An 18,310-nucleotide genomic window follows, 5' to 3' on the forward strand; every position below is an offset into this window, starting at 1 on the left:
CCAAGCGCTTAGCCACCCATTTTTTACCTTTGCCCTTGTAATACCTATCTACCGTACATAATCTATCTACTATCTGTTGAGCTATTTTCCGTGCCCAAGTGTCTCTAGCCAGGCTCTTGTTGCGGAGCCAGCTTTGCAGGATGCGCTGAGCTACGCATCTCTTATTGCTAAACAAATGGTGTCATTATATTTAGCTATAGTTGAAGATGACTCAACTGTGCTTAAAGTCCTCAAAGCTTATTTCAGGCAGCAGCCCGAGATACACGACATTCTGGCAGCCGACTCAATTGAGGACTTGCTGGAGCAGCTCGAAGATTCGCTGGTGCCGCACGTAATGCTGCTCGATATCGGGCTGCCCGGCATCAGTGGCACCGAGGCCCTGCCGCTGCTCAAGGAAAAATTTCCGACCATGGAAGTCATTATGCTCACCGCCTACGAAGACGTGGAGCATATATACCAGGCGCTATGTAGTGGCGCCACGGGCTACATGGCCAAGTACACGCCCTTGCCTCAGCTCAAAGAAGCGGTGCTGGAGGTGGCGCGGGGCGGCGCGCCCATGAGCCGCGGGGTAAGCCGCAAGGTGCTTTCGCACTTCCGGCCCACGCCCACTACCCATTCCGAGCTGCTGACCCCGCGCGAGCGTCAGGTGCTGCAAGGCATAATAGACGGCCTCAGTGACAAGGAGATATCGCAGCGGCTCGATTTGTCGACCCTCACTATCCGGACCCACGTCAAGCACATTTACCGCAAAATGCGGGTCAATAGCCGCACGCAGCTGCTCAGTCAGCACCTGCGCGGAATCATCTAACGCCGCGGGCCGGCGGGTGGTAGTGCGTGTTAAAGGGCCCTGCCGGTAGCAGCCGGTTGCGCCCGAGGCTGCCCATGCCGGCGATATAGTGCTGGCTGCCCCGGCTCGGGCCAGGCGTGGGCCCGGAGCTGGGGTTCAAAACGAAGCAGCTCGAGCCGGTTTCAGCCTTATGCGGCCGGCGTACGTAGTACCGGCAGGTAGTTTACCTTCGCCTATGCCCGACTCTGCCCTTGCTGAACGCGTCGCCGTGCCGGCCGCCACCCGGCCGCTGCCCTTTGGTTACTGGTGCGCGCTTATTATTGCCGGCGAGGGCCAGCCCGGCGGCATATTGCAGCCCTGCGCCGGCCCGACTAGCTTTATGCCAGATATAGTTCTAACACTCTCCAAGTTCTTGCTATGACTGTGACTTCCCCCGAAGCCGCCCGCCTGGCTGCGCTCAGGCGCTACGATATCCTTGATACGCCCCCGATGGCAGCTTAAACCGCCTGGCCGCGCTGGCAGCCAAGCTATTCAACATGCCTATCGCCATCATCAGTATGGTAGATGAGGACCGCATTTGGTTTAAGTCGCACCACGGCCTTGAGGCAGAGCAGATTGAGCGGGGAGGGGCTTGTGCGACTCGGCTATTCTTTCGGAGGAAGTATACCTGGTGGAAGACACCCGGCGCGACCCCGCACCCTGACCAATCCGCTGGTAGCGGGCGAGATGGGGCTGCGCTTTTATGCCGCCGCTCCGCTCACTACCCACGACGGCTACAAATTAGGCACGTTCTGCCTCATCGACCAGAAGCCGCGCTACCTCAACCAGGACCAGAAACTCATGCTGCAAGACCTGGCTACCATTGCCATGGATGAGATTGAGCTGCGCCTGGCTGCCCGCACTACGCTGGCGGCCAGTGTGCGCCGCATACAAGAGCTGGAGCAGGAACTGGCCGCTACCCGCCCGGCCACTCCGCAGAAAGAATAGCGCCCGCTTGCGGCCCGCCAGGGCCGGGCGGTTGGTCATTCTTGAGGCTCGGCGGCATCCAGGGCGTCGTTGGCCCTTTGCAGCTCCCGCTTGGTGTGGGCACGATTTTGCTCGATTAGCCGCACCTTGCCGTGCTTGCTCGCCACCTGCACCGTCTGCACTACCTGGGCATAAGTATCAGCTTGTATATCATGGCCATATGTCATGGTGTAATACTTGGTAAACTCGGCACCCACGTAGAGGATAAGGGCCGAATAATAGACCCATACCAGCAGCACCACCAGTGTGCCAGCAGTGCCATAAGCCTTGTTCAAGTTGCTGTGGCCGAGGTAGTAGGTGATGCTGAAGCGGCCCAGCATGAAAAGAACAGCCGTGAATAGCGCACCCACGGCCACATCCCGCCACCGAGTGCGCGCATCGGGCAGCACTTTGTAGAGAATAGTATACAAGCCGGTGGTAAACAGCAGGCTGAGCACCAGGTCGGTCGCGTAGACGAGCACGGCCGACACGTTGGGAGAATACGTGCGCAGCCTGGCCAGCAGGCTCGCCAGCAGCAAGTTTAACCCCAGCGAAGCCAATAGTAGTATGCCCAGGGTAATGACCAGGGCAAAGGACAGCAGCCGGGTTCTGACTACCTGCCACCAGCCCACATCCGACCGCAGCTTCAGATGCCAGAGGCTGTTTAGCGAGTCCTGAATTTCGGTAAATACCGAAGTGGCGGCAAGAAGCAGCGTAACCAGGCCGATACTGGCACCCAGCGGATGGTGGCCGTCCAGCATGGCGTACTGCATAATTTTGCGAAGCTGAATTGCTGCCGCAGGCCCTATTACTTTCTGTATCTGCACAAATAGCCCGCTTTCCACGCGTTGGCTGCCCCCAAAATACCCACATACAGATACTACCACCAGCAGCATCGGCCCGAGTGAGAACAGGGTATAATAGGCCAGTGAAGCACTAAGCTGGGGCACCTTGTCGCGCAGAGAGCCTGCTGCCGTTTGCCGCAGCAAATGCCAGACGCGCATTGCCAGTTTCTTCATGAGCTGTGTAGAGGATTGGCTGGGCTAACGGCTACTCCCCTCTGTGGGGCAGGCCAAGGGTAGCCGGCGTTTCAGGAGTGGTTTACTCCGTACCGGCTACCCGTGTTGCTCTTTCCGTCCTCTACTGGCGAGCTTTAGCTGGCCAAGCCGGGTTCACACCCTTACTCGGCTGCCCTTAAAAGCTGCTTGCGTTACTTTTTACGCAGTCGGGCAGCTGCTTAGTCGGCCGTAGCCACTTCGGGGCGTTGATAGTCAGGTCGAATTTTTCGTGGGCGGCGGTTTCACCCGTCAGGTGCGTAATGGCGGGGCCTTTGCCGCCGTTATATTTCAGACTGAGCTGGCCCTTGCCCTCGGGCCGGCTGGCATCGCGCAGGGTATTGACGTTGAGCGAGTAGCTGCTCAGCAGCGGGCCGAAGGAGATGGTCGTCTGAAAGCCCGAGGTAGTAGTTTTATCGCCTTTTACGTCGTCTACCACCAGCTGCACGCTGCTCAGCTCATTAGGCTTTTTGCCGTTTTCAGAGTATTGGTTGCCAAACTGGCCTTTGCCGGCAAAGCCGTAGCTGGCGCCGCCCTCGTGCATCACGGCATCGTAGGTGCCGGCGTGGGGCCGCCCGTCACTACCAGGTGAATCGTGCCCTTCGTATCGCCGCTTGGCGCAGCTATCGGCGCCGAAGCAGCCTGGTCGGTGGCCGCGTTTGTGGCCTGGCTGGCCGGGTCGGCGGCAGTGGAGCAGCCAGCCAGCACCAGCAGTGCCAGCGGGTGAAGACGAGTGATAATATTCATTTTTTACTATATAAAAAGCCATTTAATTAACGAATGCGGACAATGCTGCCCCTAGCGAACTACCAGGCGCTGAAGCGGCAGCAGGGTAGGGGCTGCGTGGTCGGTATGCGTGGCGATGCGCACCAGGTAGCTGCCGCTGGGCAGGCCCGTGGTGGGTAGGGCCGCGCGGCCCTGGCCCTGGGCAACGGCCAGCGTGGTGTGGGCTACCACCTGGCCCAGGCTATTGAGCAGCGTAGCTTCCAGGCTGCGTACTTCGGCAGGCAGGTTGCTGGCCAGCAGGGTGCTGCCCTCAGCTGCCGAAGCCGGGTTGGGAAACACCGTGGCCTGGGGCTGCCCCGCCGCGGCTGGCTGGGTAGCCAGCGTGGCCGTGCGGTTGAGGAGCACACCCACCGTATTGTCACCGGCATTGGCGGCCACAATGTCCAGCTTACCGTCTTTGTTAACGTCGCTGACCGCCACGTTGTAGGGCTGCTGCTGGCCGGCGGCCGCCCGGCCGCTGGTAGAGAGCACCAGCGCCGTTGCGAAGGTGCCGTTTTGCTTGTTCAGCAGCACGCTGGCAGTGCCGTCATCTTCGTTGGCCGTAATGATGTCGGGGTAGCCATCGCCATTCATATCGCCGAGTACCACGCCGTAGGGCGCGCTTTTTGGCCCGGCCGGGTAAGCCGTACCGGCTTTAAACGTGCCATCCTTTTTGTTGAGCAGCACATCGGCGTTGCCGATGTTGTCGGCCGTAACAATATCCGGGTAGCCATCCTTATCGACGTCGCCGACGGCTACGCCGACCAGGCTGCTGTTGGCTCCGGCCGGATACGCCACGCTGGGGCCAAACGTCCCGTCCTTTTTGTTGAGCAGCACCGCCGCGCTGCCCGAAAGCAGGGTAGTTACGATATCGGGGTAGCCATCCTTGTTTACATCGCCCAGGGCCAGGCCGGTGGGGAGGGTGCTTTTACCGGTCGGGTAAAGGGCCACGCTGGCAAATGTGCCGTCTTTCTTATTGAGCAGCACGCCGATATCGTCGGTGTAGAAGTTGGCCGTAACAATATCCGGGTAGCCATCGCCATTCACATCGCCGGCTGTCAGAAACTGCGGAAAGCTGCTGGCTTCGGTAGAATACGTGACAGCCGCGGCAAAGGTGCCATCCTTTTTATTCAGCAGCACGCTCACCGAGCCGCTTACCTCGCTGCTCGCTACAATGTCACTATAGCCGTCTTTATTGAAGTCGCTAAGTGTCACGCCGAGGGGAGTAGCGAAGCCCGCTGCATCGGCCACATACGTGACGGGTGCCGCGAACGTGCCGTCTTTCTGGTTGAGCAGCACCGCGATGCTATTGCTCGTAAAATACGTGGTGACCAGGTCGGGATAGCCGTCGCCGTTTATATCGCCGGCCGCGATGCCGCTGGGGCTGCTGTTGGCCCCGGTAGCGTAGAGTGCCACCGGCGCAAACGTCTGGGCCTGTGCCACGCGGGCCGGCTCTGTCAGCAGCGCCAGGGCTGTTACGAAGAGAAAACGCTGTATCATAGCTTAAAAGTCAAAAAGTTAGGTAAACAGAAATTTGAAAAAAGCAAAAGCCAGGGGTGTCCGGTTTAGCCGGCAGCCAGGCCGTTAGCTACCGGCTAAAACCGGGCGGCTAAACCCACTTTGAGGTAAGACTGGTCGTAGCCCAGCTCCGCAAAAGCTCCGATGGCAGGCGTGAAGAAGTAGCGCCCGCCCACGAACACGCCCATTGTGCCGTAGCCCGACCCATCCGAGCCACTGCCGCTCAGGCTGCCGTCGTAGCTGGTGTGCAGGTAGCGCAGCCCCAGTCCCAGCCCGGCGTAGCCATCCAGCTTCTCCGACACGGGGTAGTGGAAGGCGCCGCGCGCCAGCAGCACCACGTCGCTGTAGTGCCACTTATCGCCGCCGCCCAGGTCGTAGGTTGCTCCCTGGTAGCCAATTATGCCACCCAAGCCCAGGTAGCCCGGCCCCAGGGCCAGTACACCGCGCTCGTACGAAAGGCTGAGGGCCGGCGATTGTGAGGAGCTGCCCCCAAATAGCCCATCCCCATAGCCATAGCGGCTGCCCACCCCGACGCCCAGGCTTACCACGCTGGTGCCAACTGCAAAGGGTACAGTGGCCACTCTGGGGCTGGCCACCTGGGTTGTAGCCACCGGGGCTGTCGGGGTAGGGGCTGGCTGCAGCGCGGCTACCGGCTTGGCCGGCGTAGCGGCGGCTACCGGCTTGGCCGGCGCTTTGAGTGGCGTTTTAGCAGTCGGCTTGGCTACCGGCTTGCGGCTAGCCTGGGCCGAAGCCTCCAGTGGCAGGCAAAAGGCGGAGGCCGTAGCCAGCATCAGAAGGGAAAGTGTTTTCATTTTGTAAATTGTTTAGAGTGAAGAAGATGGCCTGAGGTAGTAGTGAGATTTTGCCCGGAATAAGATATAGGTATACCCTCGTTCAGCGCGGGCAGTAGGGTAGGGCAAAGGTGACCGGCCTGCCTACTCCGACGTTAGCACTTCCGTAACAATTGGTGTGATTATCGTAACAGCAAGTCCTTACCTCAGCTGCTAGCAGCTGGCTGGAGCGGGGGAAGGGCGCTGGGTAGCGGGTTGCCGCCGGGCGGTTGGGGAAGGTCGAAGCTGCCGTTGCGGTAAAAGCAGCCGTAGGGGCCGGCACATCGGCGAGCACGTCGCGCAGCTGCACCGCATCATTCAGGTGGCCCGGCCCCAAAACGACGTAGTCGATGAGGGTTGCCGCGCCGCGCTCGCTGCTCGGCGTAGCCGCATGGCGCTACAGGGAGCAGGGGAGCGGCATGGCCGCCAGCACCGGCTGCCCACTCGAAAACGCCCCAGGCGGCGCGTATCCAGAACGTAGAAACGAGGCTAAGCAGGTTCATAGCAGGGAGTTGAATTCGCTGCAAACCTAGCCTTTTGCCCCAGGGGCTGTCAATAGAACAAACGTAGGGGGTAGCCCTCAGCGGTCGAAGAACTTGTTGAGAGCCTCGGTCCGGTTTTGCACGTGCAGCTTCTGGTAGATGCGGTGAATGTGCTGGCGCACGGTATGCACGCTGATGCCCAGCTGCCCGGCAATTTCCTTGTAGAGCAGCCCCTTGGCCAGCGCCGCCAGCACGTCGTGCTCGCGGGGCGAGAGCTCGCCGGGCATCTCCTGGGGGGTAGGAGCAGGCTGAAAGGTGGCCACCAGCTTGCGGGCAATGCTGGCACTCATGGGCGAGCCGCCGTCGCGCAGCTCCAGCAGGGAATCTACCAGCTTGTGGGGCGGCGTACGCTTCAGCAGATAGCCGCTGGCCCCGGCCGCCAGGGCCGCAAATACCTGGTCGCTGTCTTCATACACGGTAAAAACCACGAATGCCAGCTCGGGAAAGCGGCGCTTGGCTTCGCGGATGCAGGCAATGCCCCCATGCCCGGCAGGTTGAGGTCCATGATAACCAGGGCCGGCAGCAGCCCCGGCCGCAGCTCGTCCAGAAACGCCTCGGCCGAGTTATAGGCCGCCAGGCAGCTAAACTCCGCCGTTTGGTTGAGCAGAAAGCGCAGGCCCTCGCGAATGTCGGGCAGGTCTTCGACCACACTGATGCGGGTTTTTTCCATACCGTGAAGTTGGGTAGTTGAAGCCTGGCTGGCAATAGCACGAAAGTTAGGCTGGCAACGGCGACCAGAGGCGCACGCGGGTGCCGTCGGGCGCGCTTTCCAGGCTCAGCTGCCCGGCCAGCTGGCTCATACGGGCGTGCATGTTCGTCAGGCCGTTGCCGAGGCGGCAGTTCGCCGGTGCCGCCGCCGGGGCGGGCAAACCCTGCCCATCGTCGTGCACGCATATGTGCAGGCCGCCGCGAAAGTGTATCTGGATGGCCACTCGCCGACAGGACGCGTGCTTGATGGCGTTGTGAACAGCCTCCCGCACTATCAGGTACACGTTGCGCCGCACCTCTTTGGCAACGCGCAGGGCTGGCACGGGCTCCTCAATGTCAAAGTCGTATTCGAGGCCGGCATCCTCGAGCAGCTCGGCCGTGTTGGTACGCAGGTACAGCATCAGCGATTCGAGCGTATCATGTGCGTCGTTGAGGGTCCAGATAACCTCATTCATCTTTCCCACCAGCTGGCTGGCCGCCTGGCCAATCCGCGTTGCTGCCGGCAGCGCCTGTGCGGGCGGCCCCTGCAACGCATGGCTTAGGTAAAGGATAGAGGTGAGGCCCGCCCCAGGTCGTCGTGCATTTCCTGGCTGATGCGCTGGCGCTCCTGCGCTTGGCCGTCGAGCAGGGCTTTAAGGCGCTGGGTCTCCGCTTCGGCGCGGAGTGTTTGCAGGCGCTGGGCATCCAGCTTATGGCGCTGGCGGTAGTAGCGGTAGGTGCTGAGCAGCAGCAGCCCCAGCATCCCTACGCCCACCCCGGCGGCCAGCAGCCAGCCGCGCTGCTGGGCCACCTGGTGCTGGCGCAGCAGCAGCTCGCGCCGCTGCTGGGCCAGCGCAGCGCGCTGCTGCTGCACACGGTAGCGGGTTTCCACTTCCTGAGCGCTTTTCTGCACGGCTGCGCCGAGCAGCGTCTCCCCAGGGCATCGGCCTGGTGGCGCAGGCGTTGGCCTGCAACCAGCCGGCCCTGCGCTATGGCAATGTCGGCCAGCACATCGTAGCAGTCGCGCTGCACTTTCTTAATGCCATGCCGGCCCGCCAAGTCCAGGCCCTGGCGGGCATATTGTTCAGCCGGCCCATACTGCTGGGCCAAATAGTAGCTGAGGGCCATTCCTTTACGGGCTTCGGCCTGCCCTTCCACATCATGAATCGAATCGGCCAGCTGCACTGCCTGCTGGTACAGCGGCCGGGCTTTGGCCGGGTTCTCAAGCTGCACATACAGGTCGCCCAGGTTAAAAATAATGCTTTTTTGGGCCTCCACCACACGCAGCTTTCTGGCCAGGGCATAGCCGCGCTGGTAAGTAGCCAGTGACTCCCGAAGGCGCCCGGTAGCCTTGTAAGTGTTGCCTAGCTGTATGCAGGCCAGGGTTACCAGGTAGTCGTCGTGCATCGTCTCGCCCAGCGCCAGCGCCTGCTGGCCGCAGCGCAGGGCTTCCGCATTCTGGTGTAAGTTATCGTAGCACACACTCAAGCTATTGTAAAGCAATGACAACGAAGATTGGTCGTGCAGTGCTTCGAGCAGGGGCCGTGCCTGTAGCATGGTAGCAATGGCGAGCGGGTAGTTTTCCTGGCGCAGGTATACGTTGGAGAGGTTGCCAAGCGACACCGCCAGGTAGCGCCGCAAATGGTAGCGGCGGCTTAGTGCCACCGCTCGCTGGTTGAGCTGCGCTGACTCGGCAAACCGCCCCTCTATGTTCAGTACGGAAGTATAATTGGCAATGTATTTTACCACGCCCAGCGGGTAGTGCAAGCGCTCGCTGAGGCGGCCCGCCCGCTGGTAGAGTGCCTTGGCCGAGTCGGGCTGGCTGCCTTCATAGAGCTGGCCCAGCTGGATGAGACGCAGTACCCGGTTAGTGTCAATGGGCTGGGCATTGAGCAGGGCGCGCAGGCTGTCGCGCTGCAAATGCGTATTCATGCCCATCTGCCCGTGGCTGTGTTGCGGCAGCAGCCCGAGTAGCCCCATGATGATAAAAAAGCTTTTACGGAAGAAAGCCTGCATAAATAAAAGCCGCGTGATACTTGCCGGGAATTACTGCGTAGTTACAAATAAATCAGCAGATTAGCACACTGTATTTATTGCGCTGTAAAATAGGCTCCGGGTCGCTCTGCAATCGCTAGCGTGGCCCGTAAAAGGCCCTTGCCGCTGCCGTAAGGGCCAGCCCGGTCGGCTACCGGCCAGGGTGTAGCATCTGCTGTAGCTACTGGCGATAATTATGCAGCTGTAAACTGCTGGTGGTAATTATGCATTGGGCAGTATCCAACGGGTAATCATATCTTTGGCCAGGGCTTTCATGAAGGAGGGAAAGGAGATGGGGCGCACCTCAAATTTCCCACTTTTATGGGAGTCTTTTCTGTTTTGCTCTCTGCTGGCTACTTCCTGAACAGCTTCTGAGAAAGGACTGGCAGAGACCAAGCCCAAATTTTAAAATTGGCCTGAACAGCGAGAAGTTGCAAGCCGTCACGTCTGGCATTAGCTGTACAGGGGTTGCAGCCGTAGCAGATTTGTCTCGTACGGCTGCAGCTGGCCAGGTTTTCCCCGCTTCCCCCAACCTATGAATCAGCCCCTGCTCCTGGTGAGCGCAACCCTGCTTTTCTACCACCAGCCGGGGGTGGGGCAGTCCCAGCCACCGGCTGCCAAAACCGTTATTGCCAGGCAGCGGGCAGCTTCCAACGCGGCCATTGCCCGGCACGACGTGGCCGGAATCGCCCGCTACTGGCTGCCCGACTTCGTGCAGGTTGGGGGCAATGGCGGCTACAGAACGGGGGCTGATTCCGTCTTTGCCGGTTGGCAAAAGGCTTTTCAGCTGCATTCCGATGTGAGGTATGTGCGCCGTCCGCATCAGATTGCCGTGAACCCCAACGGCCTGCTGGCCTGGGAAACCGGCACCTGGACCGGCTCCTGGCAGCAGGGCGGCTACTTTCGCGGGGGTGGCAACTACTCGGCCATGTGGCGTAAAAAAGACAAGGAGTGGAAGCTGCAGGCCGAGCTATACGTGACCTTGGAATCTACTACCCTTAAACCCTAGCCTGCCGTGAGCTTGGGCCCGACGATGCGGAGCTGGTGGGCCACATGAATTTTCTGCGCGTCTTCCAGCGTGGCCGAAGGGGCAGTGCCGCCAACTCCTGAAACAGCTGTTCGATGCTCCCGCTCGGGTGGGTCATAAACAGCATCCGGCCGGTGTCGCTCAGCGTCAGGAAGGTATGGGGAATGTTGCGGGGCAGAAAGATGACATCCCCGGCTTTCAGCGTAAACCGTTCCGGGCCCACCTGTACCAAAAATTCGCCTTCGGTGATATAGAACACCTCGTCCTGCGCATAGTGCACGTGCAGCGGCGGGCCGTCGTGCTTGCGGTAGCTGCCCCCAAAGATGGACACTTGCCCGTCCGTGTCCTGGCTCGCTACTTTCAGGGCCAGGTCGAAGCCCATCAGGCGGTAGCGCCCCCCTGGGCGGGCGTCGGCGCTCCGCACCACGAAGGGTGATTTTTGCGCCGTGGGGGAGGCGCCCAGCCCCGCGTGGGGCGCAAGGGCCAGGCCCATCATGGTCGCTGAAATGTTTTTGAGAGCCGTGCGGCGGGCGTCCGTATCCATGGCGGAGGAGGAAAGGTGGAGGATGCAGGCAAATGTATCTGGCTAAGCACCCGGCGCAGTGGTCAAAAAGCGACATCTTTACCGCAGCCGCAGCAGGTGCTCCGGCGCCCGGGCATCGGCCTCGACCAGCAGCGGCGGCGTCACGCCGGCAAACTGCTTAAAATCCTTCACCATGTGCTGGTAGTCGGCGTAGCCACAGGCCAGGGCAATGTCCAGCCAGTCGCGGGCCGGCGCGTGCTCTTTGAGAGCATAGGCCCGGTTGAAGCGCGCAATCCGCATATACAGCTTTGGGCTGACCCCAATCCGGTCCCGAAACTTGCGTTCAAACTGCCGGAAGCTCAGGCACGACTGCCGGGCCAGATACTCCAGTGACGCCGCCGGGCTGGCGGCAGCCAGCCAGCGCCCGACCCGGTCAATGGGCTCGCAACGCAGCCGCAGCCGCCCAAACTTCTGCACGAGGTACCCATCCACGACCGCCAGCATCTGGGCGTAGCGCGCCGTGTTCATCAGCTGCTGAAGCAGCTCGCCCACCTCTCGCCCGAACACGCATTCCGCGTCGATGGCGGCGTCGGTCAATTCGGCCAGCGGGGCGCCGCCCAGTAGCTGAAACAGGCCGCCGGGCTGAAAAATGACCTTTACCAGCCGAAACGTGCGCGGGTAATGGTGGTGCCACACCGTCAGGGGCTGGCCTTGGAGCAGCGTATGCGGCATGACCAAGCGCTTGTTCAGGGCAGTGTTTACCTTGGTGAAGGCCTCGCTCGGGTAGAAAATAAGGCTGTGTTCAGCCCGCGCCGGCAGCAGCTTGGTCGGCGTCTCGGGCAGCCCCTAAAATCGAAGTCGATGAGCAGATACTCCTTCACGTAGGCTCGCAAGGCGGGGTGAGGCAGCGTTACCTGGTAAATCATGGCGCGGGGCGGCGTGCGGTCCGGTCTGCTCCGGCCGTGCGTTCGTTCAGTAGGTAAGGTAGCTAATTCCGGCGTGTATTACCCAGGGTATGGCAGGCAGGTACGGCGGGCAGGCAAAGAAGGCGTGCCCCTGGCCAAAGAGCCGGACCAGCTGGCCCGCTCGTTTCATTTTCCGGCCAGTCCAGTCGCGAAAGCTCAGCTTTCGTATTCCCAGTTACTCAATCGGCTACCAGCATCCGCTGCGCTAAGTTGCCGCTTCATTTCGCTTTCTTCCCGCTTACTATGGCGACCGGTACCCTTGACCCAACTTCCCTGCCCTTTCCCGATAGCGTGTTGCGTGACCTGCTGGACGTCTCGCTCACCGGTGTAAACGTGCTGCGCCCGGTCTACGACCCGGACGGGGAAATCGAGGATTTTGCCATCGACTACCTCAACCCCGCCGGCCAGCGCATGACCGGCCTGGCCGAGCGCCCGGGCGGCACGCTGCTTACCCGCTTTCCGGAGTCCATGGCCGCTGGCATCCTTGCCTACTACCGGCGCGCGTACACCGAGGGGTACCCCGGCCTGCACGAAGTCAACTACCAGGCCGACGGGCTCGACAACTACTTCCGCCTGGCGGCCCGGCGCAACGGCGAACTGCTCGTGGTCAGCTTCACCGATACCAGCGACCAGGACCGCAGCGCCGTCGAACTGGCCCTGCGTGAAAGCCAGGCCGCCGAGCGGGCTGCCCGCGCCGATGCCGACGCCCAGCGCCAGCGTCTGTACGAGTTTATGAGCGCGGCGCCCGGCGTCGTGCTCAGCCTGGTAGGCCCGCAGCACGTCATTGAGTTTGCCAACGAAGGCTTCCGTCAGCAGTTTGGCGTGCCCGACCCGGTGGGCAAGCCCTACCTGGAGGCCCTACCCGTTGCCGCCACCCAAGACGACTCCGCTTACCAGGCCACCGCGCTCTACGACCACATCTACCGCACCGGCGAGCCCTACTACGCCGCCGAAGCCCCGTACTACGTCGACCCCACGCAGTCGGGACGGCGCGAGCTGCGCTACTTCACCTTTGCGGTGCAGGCCGCCCGCGACGGCCGCGGCCGCATCGTGGGTGTGCAGGTCTTCGCTACCGACGTCACCGAGCAGGTGCTAGCCGCCAGCAGCTGGAGCAGCTCAACCAGGAGCTCGAAACCCGCGTGCAGCAGCGCACCGAGCAAGTGCGGGCGCAAAGCCAGCGCCTCGAGCGCTTGTTTGCGCAGGCGCCGGCGGCCATCTGCATCCTGGCCGGGCCGGAGCTGACCTACGAGCTGGTCAATCCCATCTATCAGCAGTTTTTCCCTGAACGTCAGCTGCTAGGTAAACCCCTGCGGGAAGCCCTGCCCGAGTTGGCCGACCATGCTGCCTACCACACCATGCGGCGGGTGTTCGAAACCGGCGAGCCCCTTTGGCAGCAGGCGCTGCACGTGCCCCTGGCGCGCACCGCCGACGGGGTCTTGGAAGACCGCTACTTCAACTACCTCCAGCAGGCCCGTTACGACGAGCAGGGCCGCATCGACGGCGTGCTCGTCTTCGGCTTCGAGGTGACGGACTTGGTGCAGGCCCGCCAGCAGGCCGAGGCCCTGCAGGCCCAGGTGCTGGCCGCCGCCGAGCGTCAGCTGCAGGAGCGCGAAGCCTTCTACCAGATATTTGCGCAAACCCCCGCCGCCATCTGCGTGCAGCGCGGCCCGAGCACCGCTACGAGTACACCAATGCGGCGTACCAGGCCTTCTTCCCCGGCCGGGAGCTAATCGGCCGGACGGTGGCCGAGGCCCTGCCCGAAACGGTGGACAGCGGCGTGGTGGACCTGCTCGACAACGTCTACCAAACCGGCGAGACGTACTACGGCTATGAATTGCCGCTGCTCATTGCCCAGCCCGAAGGTCCGCCGAAGCAGATGTACTTCACCTTCACCTACCAGGCCTACCGCGAAAACGGCGAAATCGTGGGCATCTCCACCTTTGCCTACGACGTGGCCCGCAGGTGCTGGCCCGCCAGGAGCGCGAGGCGCAACGCGAGCAGCTCTACGCCCTGTTCAGGCAAGCCCCCGCCGCTATCTGCATTCTCGGCGGCGATGACCTGGTGTTTGAGCTGGTGAACCCCGGCTACCAGGACCTGTTTCCGAACCGTGAGCTGCTGGGCCGTCCCATCCTCGACGCCCTACCCGAAATTGCGGGCCACGCCGTGTATCAGGGCTTTCGCGACGTGTACGATACCGGCGTCACGCGCGAGGAAAAAGCCCTGCTTATTCCCCTGGCCCGGCTCGGCGACGGGGAGCTGGAAGACCGCTACTTCAACTACATCCAACAGGCCCGCCGCGACGTCCACGGCCGTATCGACGGCGTGCTCGTGTTCGCCTTTGAAGTCACCGAGCAGGTGCAGGCCCGCCAGCATGCCCAGGCCATGGCCGCCGAGCTCCGCGACACCAACCAGCAGCTGGTGCGCACCAATGTGGACCTGGACAACTTCATCTACACCGCCTCGCACGACCTCAAGGCGCCCATCTCCAACATCGAGGGCCTGCTCTACCTGCTGCAGGAAGAGCTGCCCCCGAAAGTGGCCCAGGACGCCGAGGTCGGCCCTACCCTGACCCGCATGCTCGATGCGGTAGAGCGCTTCAAGCGCACCATCGAGCATCTTACCGATGTGTCCAAGCTGCAAAAAGAGCACGCCGCCGACGCGGTCGAGGTCAACCTGGCCGCCGTGGTCGAGGACGTGCGCCAGGACCTGGCGCCGCTGCTGCAGGCCACCGGCGCCAAGCTGGTGGTCGACGTGCCGGCCCTGCCCGCCATTCAGTTCTCCGAAAAAAACCTGCGCAGCATCGTCTACAACCTGCTCAGCAACGCCGTCAAGTACCACTCGCCCGCCCGGCCGCCGCACGTAGATGTGCGGGCCCACGTGCGCCCCGGCCACACGGTGCTCGAAGTGCACGACAATGGCCTCGGCATCGCGCCCGACCAGCTGCCCCGGCTCTTCGGCATGTTTCAGCGCTTCCACGACCACGTCGAAGGCTCGGGCATTGGCCTCTACATGGTCAAGCGCATGGTCGAGAACGCCGGCGGCCGCATCGAGGTACATAGCCAGCTCGGGGCTGGCACCACGTTTTTCGTTTTCCTGCCCCACATCACCCCCGCCGGCACGGCCCCTTTTCCCGCCTACCGCCCTTCCTGAAGTCATGGCCGCTATTTCCTGCACTCTGCTCGTCGACGACGATGACACCACTAACTTCCTCAACCAAACGCTGCTTCGGCGCATGGCCATCAGCGACGCCGTGCTGGTGGCCCAAAACGGCCAGGAAGCCTTGGACCTGCTGCACCAGCACTGCGAATTGCCTGCGTCGCCCACCTGCCCGGCCCTTATCCTGCTCGACATGAAGATGCCGCTGATGAACGGCTTTGAGTTCCTGCAGGCCTACGCCCAGCGGCCCGAACGGGAAAACCCCACAGTCGTCATCATGCTCACTACCTCCCTCAACCCGAAGGATGTGGAGCAGATGCAGGGCCTGCCCATCGCCGGCTACCTCACCAAGCCCCTCACCCGCGACAAGGTCAACCAAGTGCTGTATGACCACTTCGGCCACGCTGCCCCGTCAACTAAGTCCCCGAGCCAGGCCGCCGGCCAGCTTAGCTTAGCTCCGGGGGAGGCGGCCATTCCTGTTTCGTGTTCGGGTGGCGAGAACTATTAATAGTTGGCACCCCACCCTGTGTACTGGCAATAGTTTCAGCAAGACGTACGAGGGCTGGATGCTCAGCGGGTATGTGCTAAACTTACCTTCTACAGCCAAGGAGGAGCCAGCAGTATCACCCGCCAATGCAACTACTGTTAATAACTTGCCTTCGCGTGCTACCGCTTTAGCCAGCCTGCGCCTCACTTTCCCGTTAGCACGAACCGATGAATTCAGACTTGCTGTTTCAAAACATCCGCTCCAAAGTAGACGTGAGCCCGGACGAGTTTGAGGCAATGAAGGGGGCCTTTCGCTACACGTCCATCAAGAAGGGAGACTTACTGGTGACGGAAGAGGGGTTGAATGATAAAATGTTCTTTATCGAGAAAGGACTGTTGTTTTCCTATAAGACGCTGGACAGCGGAGAGGTCCAAGTGATTCAATTTGCCAAGGAGAATTTTTGGATGGCTGATTTATGCAGCTTTTTCTCCGGCTCCACCGCTCTGTTTACCATCAAAGCCTTGGAAAACTGCGCGCTATGGGAGATTTCCCGGTCCCGGTTCGAAGCGGTTTGCGGCAGGTTTCCCAAGATGGAATCCTTCTTCCGAATCAACTTTCAGCATTCGTACGTGAACACCTTGGTTCGCTTGTCTGACGCGTATTCCAAAGACACCGAAGCGAGGTACCGTGCCCTGGTGGAAAAGCAACCTGATTTGTTGCAGCGGGTGCCGCAATACCTTATCGCCTCCTACCTGGGCGTGTTGCCTTCCTCGCTTAGCCGAATCAGAAACAAAGACTAGTGGACAGCCGCTGCCGCCGGCCACTTAGGCTTGCCGGCTCGTTACCCTCGTTCCGGTCCGCTAGTGGCGTCAGCAGCCGCCAGGTTGCGCCAGTGTACTAGTGCCCGCCCGTAACGAGGAGGCTGGTTGGGAATCGAATGAAACCGGGGTTGACCTTGGACAAGGAGCCGGTAATTTCTTCGCATAGGCGAATCAGTTGGGGGTGGAGCGGCCAGGACATTTGTGCCATAGACCGGTGCTGCAGCGTCCTGCCTATTCTTTCAACCACTACTTTCATCCCCACACCCCACTCATCATGAGCAACAAGGAATTGGTAAAAGCCGCCATGCAGGCGCTTTTCGTTGAGCGCGACTTATCCGCCATCGATAAGTACTGGGGCACGGAATACATTCAACATAACCCCCACATCGCAAGTGGGCACGAAGCCATCAGAAACATCATTGCCGGGTTGGGCGCCGACTTCAAATACGAGCCCGGTTTGGTGATGGAGGACGGTGATTTTGTCGTCATCCACGGCCGCTACACGGGCTGGGCCGCCAAGCCCATGCTGGCCGCCGATTATTTTAAGGTGAAAGACGGCAAACTCGTCGAGCATTGGGACGTCATGCAGGAAGAAGTGCCGCGCGAGCAAACCGCCGCGAAAACGGCCATGTTTCCTATTGCCTAACACGCCCCGCTAACGCCATCGAAACGCCAGTGAATGCCCCTGTCATAACAGACAGGGGCATTTCACTGATTTTACTGCCGGCGCAGTGCCTCCGCTGAATCGCACCGAACTGCTTATCAACCCGCTGCCATGCAACCCCTTTCTTCCCTGAAAACGCTGGCCGATTCCCTGCCCGAGCAGGACGTGAAGATGCCCGTGCTGTTCGTGGGCCACGGCTCGCCGATGAACACCATCGAAGACAACGAATTCACCGCGCGCTGGCGCCGCCTGGGCCAGGAAATTCCGCAGCCCCGGGCGGTGCTGTGCGTGTCGGCGCACTGGCTCACGCGCGGCACCTTCGTCACGGCCATGGACCGGCCCTCCACCATCCACGACTTCGGCGGCTTCCCGCAGGCCTTGTTCGATGTGGACTACCCGGCCCCCGGGCCCCCGCGCTGGCTCGCCACGTCCAGACACACCTGGCCCACACGCCTGTGGGCCTCGACCACGACTGGGGCTTGGACCACGGCACCTGGAGCATCACCCGGCAGATGTACCCGCACGCCACCATCCCGGTGCTGCAGCTGAGCCTGGACTACACTAAGCCCGCCGAGTGGCATTACGCTGGGCCAGCAGCTGGCCGCACTGCGCCGCAAAGGCGTGCTCATCATCGGCTCGGGCAACATGGTACACAACCTGCGCCTGCTGGCCCTGCCCCCGACGGGACAGCCCACCGACGCGTACGGTCACGCCTGGGCCCTGGAGATGAACGAGGTGTTCAAGCGCCTCCTGCTGGCTGGCGACCACCAGGCCCTCATCCACTACGAGCGCTTGGGCCCGGCCGCCCGGCTCGCCGTGCCGTCCATCGACCACTACTTCCCGCTGCTGTACACGCTGGCGCTGCAGGACAAAAACGAGCAGCCCCTGATTTTCAACGACAAAGTGGTGTCCGGCTCGCTGAACATGACGTCCGTTCAATTCGGCTGAGCCGCCCTGCCTGCGCGCCGCGCGGCGTTCGAAAAGCCTACTCATTCAATCTTACTTACTACCCATGGAAGCACAAGGCCAACCTTTCCGAAAAATTGAAACCGGCATCTTAACGCTGGATGTGCCAAAATCGCCCTATCCAGCAATTGGCAAAAGGGTAGAAGTCGATTTTGGTGAAATTTCATTTGTGTTGGATTTTAAAGACCAAGAGCAAATGAATTTCAAGGGGCAAAATGGGGCGATGGATTCGGTAGCGTATACGGCCACAGAAATTGCCCCCAATGTCTATATGGTGTATTGGCACGAACCGCACGTAGGAGACAGTGTCGTTCACATCCAGGACTTTACTCAGAGTGTCGTATATAAGAATATTACAAGCCGGAACGGAGAGTTTTTGCACCTAAAAGGCACCTTAAAAATTGTGAACTAAAGCCCTGTGCTGCTAACCAAAAGCCTGCGCCTGATATTGGCACCACTTCAGGGTTTCCCTCCAGCT

Annotated in this window: 27 protein-coding genes; 14 read left to right on the forward strand and 13 right to left on the reverse strand. The window is 61.1% G+C overall.

Features of this window, described 5'->3' with window-relative positions:
* Nucleotides 1–217: 217 nt before the first annotated feature.
* From GKZ67_RS00775 to GKZ67_RS22845, 3 genes are all read left to right on the forward strand, one after another.
* Entirely contained in the window at nt 218–808 is a 591-nt protein-coding gene (locus GKZ67_RS00775) for a LuxR C-terminal-related transcriptional regulator (protein ID WP_173240727.1), read from the forward strand.
* Between the two features lie 214 nt (nt 809–1,022).
* Nucleotides 1,023–1,208: a hypothetical protein gene (locus GKZ67_RS00780; RefSeq protein ID WP_173240496.1), complete on the forward strand. Its 186-nt coding sequence runs from the start codon at nt 1,023–1,025 to the stop codon at nt 1,206–1,208.
* Between the two features lie 212 nt (nt 1,209–1,420).
* Entirely contained in the window at nt 1,421–1,774 is a 354-nt protein-coding gene (locus GKZ67_RS22845) for a GAF domain-containing protein (protein WP_254244985.1), read from the forward strand.
* 35 nt (nt 1,775–1,809) lie between these two features.
* On the opposite strand, the gene GKZ67_RS00790 is transcribed toward GKZ67_RS22845, so the two are convergent.
* From GKZ67_RS00790 to GKZ67_RS00835, 11 genes are all read right to left on the reverse strand, one after another.
* Complete coding sequence (locus tag GKZ67_RS00790; RefSeq protein ID WP_173240728.1) at nt 1,810–2,811, reverse strand: YihY/virulence factor BrkB family protein; 1,002 nt, start codon at nt 2,809–2,811, stop codon at nt 1,810–1,812.
* Nucleotides 2,812–2,986: 175 nt separating this feature from the next.
* A complete protein-coding gene (locus GKZ67_RS00795; RefSeq protein WP_173240729.1) occupies nt 2,987–3,391 on the reverse strand; it encodes a hypothetical protein in 405 nt (134 codons plus the stop codon).
* A complete protein-coding gene (locus tag GKZ67_RS00800; RefSeq protein ID WP_173240730.1) occupies nt 3,391–3,594 on the reverse strand; it encodes a hypothetical protein in 204 nt (67 codons plus the stop codon). Before GKZ67_RS00800 ends, GKZ67_RS00795 begins: the two co-directional genes overlap by 1 nt.
* Before the next feature lie 51 nt (nt 3,595–3,645).
* Complete coding sequence (locus GKZ67_RS00805; protein WP_173240731.1) at nt 3,646–5,112, reverse strand: T9SS type A sorting domain-containing protein; 1,467 nt, start codon at nt 5,110–5,112, stop codon at nt 3,646–3,648.
* A gap of 95 nt (nt 5,113–5,207) precedes the next feature.
* Nucleotides 5,208–5,942, reverse strand: a complete 735-nt coding sequence (locus GKZ67_RS00810; RefSeq protein WP_173240732.1) for a hypothetical protein — start codon at nt 5,940–5,942, stop codon at nt 5,208–5,210.
* Between the two features lie 332 nt (nt 5,943–6,274).
* Nucleotides 6,275–6,463, reverse strand: coding sequence for a hypothetical protein (locus GKZ67_RS00815; RefSeq protein WP_173240733.1), 189 nt, complete (start codon nt 6,461–6,463; stop codon nt 6,275–6,277).
* A gap of 77 nt (nt 6,464–6,540) precedes the next feature.
* Nucleotides 6,541–6,930 carry a response regulator transcription factor gene (locus tag GKZ67_RS22320; RefSeq protein ID WP_217278657.1) on the reverse strand — a complete coding sequence of 130 codons (390 nt, stop codon included), beginning with the start codon at nt 6,928–6,930 and terminating at the stop codon, nt 6,541–6,543.
* Complete coding sequence (locus GKZ67_RS22325) at nt 6,855–7,172, reverse strand: response regulator transcription factor (protein WP_217278658.1); 318 nt, start codon at nt 7,170–7,172, stop codon at nt 6,855–6,857. The genes GKZ67_RS22320 and GKZ67_RS22325 overlap by 76 nt, the downstream gene beginning before the upstream one ends.
* A gap of 46 nt (nt 7,173–7,218) precedes the next feature.
* Complete coding sequence (locus tag GKZ67_RS00825; RefSeq protein ID WP_173240734.1) at nt 7,219–7,740, reverse strand: sensor histidine kinase; 522 nt, start codon at nt 7,738–7,740, stop codon at nt 7,219–7,221.
* Between the two features lie 8 nt (nt 7,741–7,748).
* Nucleotides 7,749–8,063 carry a hypothetical protein gene (locus GKZ67_RS00830; RefSeq protein ID WP_173240735.1) on the reverse strand — a complete coding sequence of 105 codons (315 nt, stop codon included), beginning with the start codon at nt 8,061–8,063 and terminating at the stop codon, nt 7,749–7,751.
* On the reverse strand, nt 7,955–9,205 hold the full coding sequence (locus GKZ67_RS00835) for a tetratricopeptide repeat protein (protein ID WP_173240736.1): 1,251 nt from the start codon (nt 9,203–9,205) through the stop codon (nt 7,955–7,957). The genes GKZ67_RS00830 and GKZ67_RS00835 overlap by 109 nt, the downstream gene beginning before the upstream one ends.
* Nucleotides 9,206–9,758: 553 nt before the next feature.
* On the opposite strand from GKZ67_RS00835, the gene GKZ67_RS00840 reads away from it, so the two are divergent.
* The gene (locus tag GKZ67_RS00840) at nt 9,759–10,232 is read left to right on the forward strand and encodes a YybH family protein (RefSeq protein WP_173240737.1); all 474 of its coding nucleotides are present in this window, start codon (nt 9,759–9,761) and stop codon (nt 10,230–10,232) included.
* Here the strand turns inward: GKZ67_RS00840 and GKZ67_RS00845 are convergent.
* Nucleotides 10,222–10,794: a cupin domain-containing protein gene (locus GKZ67_RS00845; protein ID WP_173240738.1), complete on the reverse strand. Its 573-nt coding sequence runs from the start codon at nt 10,792–10,794 to the stop codon at nt 10,222–10,224. The genes GKZ67_RS00840 and GKZ67_RS00845 overlap by 11 nt on opposite strands.
* Before the next feature lie 78 nt (nt 10,795–10,872).
* On the reverse strand, nt 10,873–11,505 hold the full coding sequence (locus tag GKZ67_RS00850) for a helix-turn-helix domain-containing protein (protein WP_173240739.1): 633 nt from the start codon (nt 11,503–11,505) through the stop codon (nt 10,873–10,875).
* Nucleotides 11,506–11,981: 476 nt separating this feature from the next.
* Between GKZ67_RS00850 and GKZ67_RS00855 the strand changes: the two genes are divergently transcribed.
* The 10 genes from GKZ67_RS00855 (at nt 11,982) to GKZ67_RS00895 (ending at nt 18,244) form a co-directional block, all read left to right on the forward strand.
* Nucleotides 11,982–12,980, forward strand: a complete 999-nt coding sequence (locus tag GKZ67_RS00855; RefSeq protein WP_173240740.1) for a PAS domain-containing protein — start codon at nt 11,982–11,984, stop codon at nt 12,978–12,980.
* A complete protein-coding gene (locus tag GKZ67_RS00860) occupies nt 12,929–13,468 on the forward strand; it encodes a PAS domain-containing protein (RefSeq protein WP_173240741.1) in 540 nt (179 codons plus the stop codon). The genes GKZ67_RS00855 and GKZ67_RS00860 overlap by 52 nt, the downstream gene beginning before the upstream one ends.
* Nucleotides 13,390–13,815, forward strand: a complete 426-nt coding sequence (locus GKZ67_RS00865) for a PAS domain-containing protein (RefSeq protein ID WP_254245300.1) — start codon at nt 13,390–13,392, stop codon at nt 13,813–13,815. The genes GKZ67_RS00860 and GKZ67_RS00865 overlap by 79 nt, the downstream gene beginning before the upstream one ends.
* Nucleotides 13,701–14,888, forward strand: coding sequence for a sensor histidine kinase (locus GKZ67_RS00870; RefSeq protein ID WP_173240742.1), 1,188 nt, complete (start codon nt 13,701–13,703; stop codon nt 14,886–14,888). Before GKZ67_RS00865 ends, GKZ67_RS00870 begins: the two co-directional genes overlap by 115 nt.
* A gap of 4 nt (nt 14,889–14,892) precedes the next feature.
* Nucleotides 14,893–15,402, forward strand: a complete 510-nt coding sequence (locus GKZ67_RS00875; protein WP_173240743.1) for a response regulator — start codon at nt 14,893–14,895, stop codon at nt 15,400–15,402.
* Nucleotides 15,403–15,608: 206 nt separating this feature from the next.
* The gene (locus tag GKZ67_RS00880) at nt 15,609–16,181 is read left to right on the forward strand and encodes a Crp/Fnr family transcriptional regulator (protein WP_173240744.1); all 573 of its coding nucleotides are present in this window, start codon (nt 15,609–15,611) and stop codon (nt 16,179–16,181) included.
* Nucleotides 16,182–16,476: 295 nt separating this feature from the next.
* The gene (locus GKZ67_RS00885; protein WP_173240745.1) at nt 16,477–16,848 is read left to right on the forward strand and encodes a nuclear transport factor 2 family protein; all 372 of its coding nucleotides are present in this window, start codon (nt 16,477–16,479) and stop codon (nt 16,846–16,848) included.
* Nucleotides 16,849–16,977: 129 nt separating this feature from the next.
* The gene (locus GKZ67_RS24250) at nt 16,978–17,415 is read left to right on the forward strand and encodes a class III extradiol ring-cleavage dioxygenase (protein ID WP_317172208.1); all 438 of its coding nucleotides are present in this window, start codon (nt 16,978–16,980) and stop codon (nt 17,413–17,415) included.
* Nucleotides 17,416–17,487: 72 nt separating this feature from the next.
* Entirely contained in the window at nt 17,488–17,814 is a 327-nt protein-coding gene (locus GKZ67_RS24255) for a dioxygenase (RefSeq protein ID WP_410505037.1), read from the forward strand.
* Between the two features lie 64 nt (nt 17,815–17,878).
* On the forward strand, nt 17,879–18,244 hold the full coding sequence (locus tag GKZ67_RS00895) for a MoaF-related domain-containing protein (RefSeq protein WP_173240746.1): 366 nt from the start codon (nt 17,879–17,881) through the stop codon (nt 18,242–18,244).
* The last annotated feature ends 66 nt before the right edge of the window (nt 18,245–18,310 follow it).

The organism is Hymenobacter sp. BRD67, assembly GCF_013256425.1.
In the GTDB taxonomy this organism is placed as follows: Bacteria; Bacteroidota; Bacteroidia; order Cytophagales; family Hymenobacteraceae; genus Hymenobacter.